Here is a 7172-nt window from a genome sequence, read left to right on the forward strand (position 1 = left end):
TTATTGGTTTACTGTAGAATATCAAGAAAACCAACAAAACAAAGTATTTAAAGCACATTTTTCATTAAAAAGATAGCTTAATGAAATATTCAAATAAAAAAAGAGCCTCATTTTTTGAGGCTCTTTTTTTATTTGAATTGTAACTGATTAGTTTTTATAAACGGACAAGGCTTCTTTTAGTATTTGAACTGATTTAATTAAATCTTCTTTTTTCAAAACATAAGCGATTCGTACTTCATCTAAACCAACATTTGGAGAAGAATAAAAGCCTGCAGCAGGTGCAACCATAACAGTTTCTCCATTTAAATCATATTTTTCAAGTAGCCATTGTGCAAAAATATTTGCATCATCAATTGGTAGTTTCGCAATGCAATAAAAAGCTCCTTTTGGATTAGCCACAGTTACACCGTCAATTTTGTTTAACTCACTTACTAAAATATCTCTTCTTTCTTTGTATTCTGTAATGACTTCGTCAAAGTAGCTTTGAGGTGTTTCTAATGCAGCTTCACTTGCAATCTGAGCATAAGTTGGAGGACTTAATCTTGCTTGAGCAAATTTCATAGCAGTTGCCATTACTTCTTTGTTTTTAGAAACAACACAGCCTATTCTTGCTCCACACATGCTAAAACGTTTAGATACAGAATCAATCATTATAGCATGATTTTCTAATCCAGTAATATTCATTATAGAATGGTGTTTGTATCCATCGTAAGTAAATTCTCTGTATACTTCATCAGCAATTAAAAATAAATCATGTTTTTTTACCATTGCAGCTAATTGGTTAATTTCATCTTCAGAATATAGATAACCAGTAGGATTTCCAGGATTACAAATTAAAATAGCTTTAGTGTTTGGTGTAATCAATTTTTCAAAATCTTCAATTGGAGGTAATGCAAAACCACTTTCGATACTTGAAATTACAGGAACAACTTTTACTCCAGATGCCACTGCAAAACCATTATAATTAGCATAAAAAGGTTCTGGAATAATAACTTCATCATTAGTATCCATAGTACTACCAAGTGCAAAAAGCAATGCTTCTGAACCTCCAGTGGTAATAATAATGTCTTCTTTTTCAATAGGTAACTTTTGATTTTTGTAATACGTAGAAAGTTTTTCTCTATAACTATCAAAACCTGCAGAATGACTATACTCTAATACTTCTATGTTCGCGTTTTTAACTGCATTTAAAGCTACTTCAGGAGTTTTAATATCGGGTTGACCTATATTTAAATGATACACTTTGTGTCCTTTTTTCTTTGCTATTTCAGCATAAGGAACTAATTTTCGAATAGGTGATTCTGGCATTAATGCCCCTTTTTGAGATATTTTTGGCATGATTTTTAAAATTTGTATGCAAAATTGCAATTTTTTTATCGAATTATGATAATTTTTACTTTTTAAAAGTGTTAAAAATTATAAATATGTAAATTAAATTTCTATATTTATATAAATGCTATTCTATGATAAAAAAAATACTTGGCTTATTATTATTCCTATCTATGGTGTTTGCCTCCTATTCTCAAGATAAATGGAAATCTTCAAAAAATAAAATTGTTATTCCTTTTGAACTCACTCACAACCTTATAATCATAACTGTAAATATTAATGATGTAGCGTTGAATATGCTTTTAGATACAGGTTCTGAAAAGAATTTACTGTTTAGTTTTCCTGAGAATGATAGTATTATGTTATACAATACTAAGAAAGTAAAAATTAATGGTATTGGAGGAGGAGAATCTATAGAAGCTATTGTATCTGCAAATAATAAATTAGAAGTGAAAGACTATGTAGATAGTAATTTTGAATTATTATTAGTAACTGAGCATGACATAAATTTAGTTAATAAATTAGGTGTTCCAATAAACGGAATTATAGGGGCAACTTTTTTTAAAGATTTTCTGGTAGAAATTAATTATCAAAATAAAAAAGTTATTCTTTACAAAGATTTAAAAAATAAAGAAAAAAAATTAGGAAAATACATCCAAGAAGAGATTGATTTAATAGGCGATAAACCTTATATAGATATCGTATCTGAAATAAATAAAAAAAATGTAAACCTAAAATTGTTAATAGATACAGGTTTAGGTGATGGTTTATGGTTATTTGAAAATGATACGATACAATGTAATGATAAATTTTTTAATGGGGTTTTAGGAAGAGGATTAGGTGGAGAAATAAAAGGGAAAAAATCTAGAGTAGCTAAATTAAAAATCGCTAATTTAGAATTAAAAGAAGCATTAGTGTCTTACCCAGATAGTATTTCTTTTAACAAGACTAATTTAGTTACAAATAGAAATGGTTCTTTGGGAGGAGGGATTTTAAAGCGATTCAATTGGTTTTTAGATTATAAAAACAATTTAGTCTATTTTAAGAAAAATCATAATTTTTCTGATCCATTCAATTATAATATGTCTGGAATTGAAATTCAGCATATCGGATTAACTTGGATTAAAGAGTATATCGATTTAAATAAAGCATCTCATGCAAACGAACTTGTATTTGTAGAAGGAGTAGAGTATAATTATAAATTTAAATTAAAACCTGTTTTTGAAATTTACGATGTTAGAGAAAAATCTCCTGCAGATATAGCAGGTTTAAAAGTAGGAGATATTATTTATTCAATCAATGGACGAAAAGCATTTGATTATACCATTCAAAAAATGAGCGATTTATTTCAATCTGAAGAAGGGAAACTTATAAAAATGGAAATAGAAAGAAAAGGAGTTAGGATGCAATTTAAATTTATCTTACAAAAGATATTATAAAAAAAGTCTCAATTTAAAATTGAGACTTTCTGTTTATTTGACAATTACGGTTCCTTTTATCCTCAGAGGAACAACTCCGTTTAATTTATTTACAGCATTACTTTCAACGGTTATGGTTTTACTAATAGGGCCTGGATTCATATTGTATTTTACAATAATTTTATCTGATTTTCCAGGCATAATTGGTTCAGATGGTTTCGTAGGTACAGTACATCCACAACTCGATTTTACATCTGTAATAATTAAAGGAGCATTACCAGTGTTTGTAAATTCAAAAACACGTATTCCATCATCCACACCTTTTACTACTTCACCATAATTAATGGTTTCTTGTTTAAATTCAATTTTAGGACCATCTTGACCATAAGTGAAGAAACTTACTAGTAAAAACGTTAAAAATCCAAATAATTTTTTCATCATATTAAATATTAATGATTTATGTAAAAATAATTCTTTTCTTGCAAAGAACAAATAAAAATACCTTTTTTTATTTTGGCTGATATCGTTACTTTTGCAAACAGTTATTTACAAAAACAATACCAAACTATTAAAAGTTAAATTATTTAAAGCGAATGGGTTGGTCCTTTTTTGTAATCCATATTCCTGCTATTCGCGCTACAAGGTAGCTAGCTTCTATCAGGGCTATTAATTAAATAACATTTTATTTTTGGTAACAAAAAAAATATAAACGCAATAAATAAATATAATAATGGCAATTCCAGCACAGTTTAATCCTAAGGACGTAGAAAAAAAGTGGTATGATTACTGGATGAAAAATAATTATTTTCATTCCACACCAGATCATAGAAAACCTTACACAATTGTAATTCCACCGCCAAACGTCACAGGAGTTTTACACATGGGACACATGCTAAATAATACCATTCAAGACGTGTTAATTCGTCGTGCCCGTTTAAAAGGATTCAATGCTTGTTGGGTACCTGGTACAGATCATGCTTCTATTGCTACCGAAGCCAAAGTAGTGGCTAAATTAAAATCGGAAGGAATTAATAAATTCGATTTAACTCGTGAGGAGTTCTTACAACACGCTTATGATTGGACCGATAAATATGGAGGTACAATCTTAGAACAATTAAAACAATTAGGATGTTCTTGCGATTGGGACAGAACGAAATTTACTATGGATGCCGATATGAGTGCTTCTGTTATAAAATCTTTTGTAGATTTATATAATAAAGGTATGATTTATAGAGGATATCGAATGGTTAATTGGGATCCAGAAGCTAAAACAACGTTGTCTGATGAAGAAGTAATTTACGAAGAAAGACAAGGGAAGTTATATCATTTGCGTTACCCAATTGAAGGTAGCAACGAATATGTAACCATTGCAACAACACGCCCTGAAACTATTTTAGGTGATACAGCAATTTGCATTCATCCAGAAGACGAACGCTATTTCCATTTAAAAGGAAAGAAAGCAATTGTTCCTATTTGCAACCGAGTAATTCCTATTATTTTTGATGAATATGTAGATATGGAATTCGGTACAGGATGTTTAAAAGTAACTCCTGCGCACGATGTAAATGATAAAACCCTTGGTGAAAAACATGGTTTAGAAATCATCGATATTTTTAATGAAGATGCAACCCTAAATTCGTTTGGTTTACACTATGAAGGTAAAGATCGCTTTGTGGTTCGTACCGAAATTGAAAAAGAATTAGAAACTATTGGTGCTTTAGTAAAAGTAGAAAATCACATTAATAATGTAGGCACATCAGAGAGAACCAAAGCGGTAATAGAACCAAGATTGTCAGACCAATGGTTCTTAAAAATGGAAGAATTGGTTAAACCAGCTATCAAAGCCGTTTTAGAATCTGACGAAATTAAATTGCATCCATCTCGATTTAATAATACTTATGCGCATTGGTTAAATAACATTCGCGATTGGAATATTTCACGACAATTATGGTGGGGACAACAAATTCCTGCTTATTATTATGGCGATGGAAAAGAAGATTTTGTGGTTGCAGAAAATAGCGATGAAGCTTTGCAATTGGCACAAAAGAAAACAGGAAATACTGCATTAACAAAATCAGATTTAAGACAAGATCCTGATGCATTGGATACTTGGTTTTCATCTTGGTTATGGCCCATTTCTGTTTTTGGAGGAATGTTAGATCCAGAAAATGAAGAATTTAAATATTACTATCCTACAAATGATTTAGTTACAGGTCCAGATATTTTATTCTTCTGGGTTGCTCGTATGATTATTGCAGGTTATGAATATACTGGTAAAAAACCATTTTCTAATGTCTATTTAACAGGTTTAGTTCGTGATAATCAAGGACGTAAAATGTCTAAATCATTAGGGAATTCACCTGAACCACTAGGATTAATTGAAAAATTCGGAGCTGATGGTGTTCGTGTTGGGTTATTATTGAGTGCTTCTGCTGGAAATGATATTTTGTTTGATGAAGAATTATGCAATCAAGGTAAAAGTTTTTCTAATAAAATTTGGAATGCTTTACGTTTGATTAAAGGTTGGGAAGTAGCCAATATTGCACAGCCAGAAGCTTCTAAAGTGGCAGTAGAATGGTACGAAGCAAAGTTGCAAAAAACGTTACTGGAAATTGAAGATAACTTCGATAAATACCGTATTTCAGATGCTTTAATGGCGATTTATAAATTGGTTTGGGATGATTTCTGTAATTGGTTTTTGGAAGTTATTAAACCTAGTTATGAACAACCTATAGACAGAAAAACGTTTGATAAGTCTATAGAAATGTTAGAAGCGAATTTGAAGTTATTACATCCATTTATGCCTTTTTTAACGGAAGAAATTTGGCAGTATATCGCAGAAAGAACACCTGAAGAAGCTTTAATTATTGCTTCTTGGCCAGAAATTAAACCGTTTAACGAAAAATTAATTGCTGATTTTGATTTTGCTACAGAAGTAATTTCGGGAATTAGAACAATTAGAAAAGACAAAAACATTTCTTTCAAAGAAACTATTGAATTGAAAGTAGTAAATAATGAAAAAGCTTCAACGCATTTCGATTCAGTGATTATGAAATTAGGTAACTTAGTGGATTTAGTTTATGTTGCTGAAAAAGTAAACGGAGCTCTATCGTATCGTGTAAAATCTAATGAATATTTCATTCCAGTTGGAGGGAATATAGATATTGCTGCCGAGATTTTGAAGATAGAAGAAGAATTAAAATATACACAAGGATTTTTACGTTCGGTTCAAGGAAAGTTATCAAATGATAAATTTGTGAATGGAGCTCCTGAACAAGTTATTGCCAATGAAAGAAAAAAAGAAGCAGATGCTTTAGCTAAAATAACCACTTTAGAAGAGAGCTTAGCGAACCTAAAATAATAGTGTATAGTGTAAATATAGTTTAAAAAACCTTGCGAAAGCAAGGTTTTTTGCTTTTCACCGATGATTTGTGTTTTTTGTCGATATTTTTATTTGTTAAACAAATGATAACAATAATTTAATTATATTAGCAATAACTTAACGAAATTATTAATATCTTATGAAAAAAATTACTCTTTGGCTATTTTTATTGCTATTTTCTACGATTGGCTTTGCCCAAATTCCAATCGGAAATGGTAATGATGAAGCGCAACAGTTACCCTTTGATCCTTTTTATGGGTATACTTATTCGCAAAGTATTTACACTTCTGCCGAAATAAATGCTTCGGGAAATATTACTGGTCTTAGATGGTATTTTAGTGGTACCTCTTTATTGCCTAGTAATCAGAATTTAACGATTTATTTAGGTCATACTACTAAAACAGCTTTTGCTAATACTACAGATTGGGAAGCCTTTGGTTCTTTAACTGCAGTATATACAGGTGGTATACCAGTTACTGGTCCAGGTTGGGTAAATATTACTTTTACAACTCCTTTTGCATATAATGGTACAGATAATTTAATTGTAGCTGTTGATGAAAATATGGCTGGTTATGATCAAAGTGGAGACGATTTTTATAATACTTCTTCTACAGCTGGTAGAAGTATTTGGTATAGAAGTGATAGTACTAACCCAGATCCAGCTACACCACCCACTGGTACTTTAGCTTCTTATTTTCCAAATGTGATCTTTAACGGGATTGCTCAAGCTTGTCCTCAACCAATAGATTTAACCGCTTCAAATATTACTTCGTCTACTGTTAATTTAGGCTGGACTGTAGGAGCGTCTACACAATGGGAATATGTGGTACAAGCTCAAGGAACAGGAATGCCAACTGGTTCTGGAGTACTAACAAGTAATAATCCTGTGTTTGTGTCTGCTTTAACAGCTGATACAAATTATGAGTTTTGGGTTAGAACATATTGTGGTGTGTCTGAGCAAAGCGTTTGGACAGGACCTTTTAACTTTAAAACTTTATGTACTACAAATGCAGCGCCTTGGAGTTATGATGTGGAAACAGCTG

5 protein-coding genes are annotated in these 7172 nt (G+C 30.8%); 3 read left to right on the top strand and 2 right to left on the bottom strand.

All coding sequences use genetic code 11. The features are described from left to right. Positions 1-147: 147 nt before the first annotated feature. Positions 148-1338 carry a pyridoxal phosphate-dependent aminotransferase gene (locus tag CX675_RS06510; protein WP_130734421.1) on the bottom strand — a complete coding sequence of 397 codons (1191 nt, stop codon included), beginning with the start codon at positions 1336-1338 and terminating at the stop codon, positions 148-150. Between the two features lie 125 nt (positions 1339-1463). On the opposite strand from CX675_RS06510, the gene CX675_RS06515 reads away from it, so the two are divergent. Next, a complete protein-coding gene (locus CX675_RS06515; protein WP_130734422.1) occupies positions 1464-2768 on the top strand; it encodes a PDZ domain-containing protein in 1305 nt (434 codons plus the stop codon). A gap of 33 nt (positions 2769-2801) precedes the next feature. Here the strand turns inward: CX675_RS06515 and CX675_RS06520 are convergent, their stop codons facing one another. Beyond that, on the bottom strand, positions 2802-3185 hold the full coding sequence (locus CX675_RS06520; protein WP_130734423.1) for a DUF1573 domain-containing protein: 384 nt from the start codon (positions 3183-3185) through the stop codon (positions 2802-2804). A 292-nt stretch (positions 3186-3477) separates the two neighbouring features. On the opposite strand from CX675_RS06520, the gene CX675_RS06525 reads away from it, so the two are divergent. Both CX675_RS06525 and CX675_RS19970 read left to right on the top strand, forming a co-directional pair. After that, the gene (locus CX675_RS06525; protein ID WP_130734424.1) at positions 3478-6108 is read left to right on the top strand and encodes a valine--tRNA ligase; all 2631 of its coding nucleotides are present in this window, start codon (positions 3478-3480) and stop codon (positions 6106-6108) included. A gap of 160 nt (positions 6109-6268) precedes the next feature. After that, positions 6269-7172: fibronectin type III domain-containing protein (locus CX675_RS19970; protein ID WP_205728611.1), on the top strand; the 904-nt coding region annotated here is incomplete at its 3' end.

It is taken from the genome of Flavobacterium sp. J27 (genome assembly GCF_004303025.1).
Classification (GTDB): Bacteria; Bacteroidota; Bacteroidia; order Flavobacteriales; family Flavobacteriaceae; genus Flavobacterium.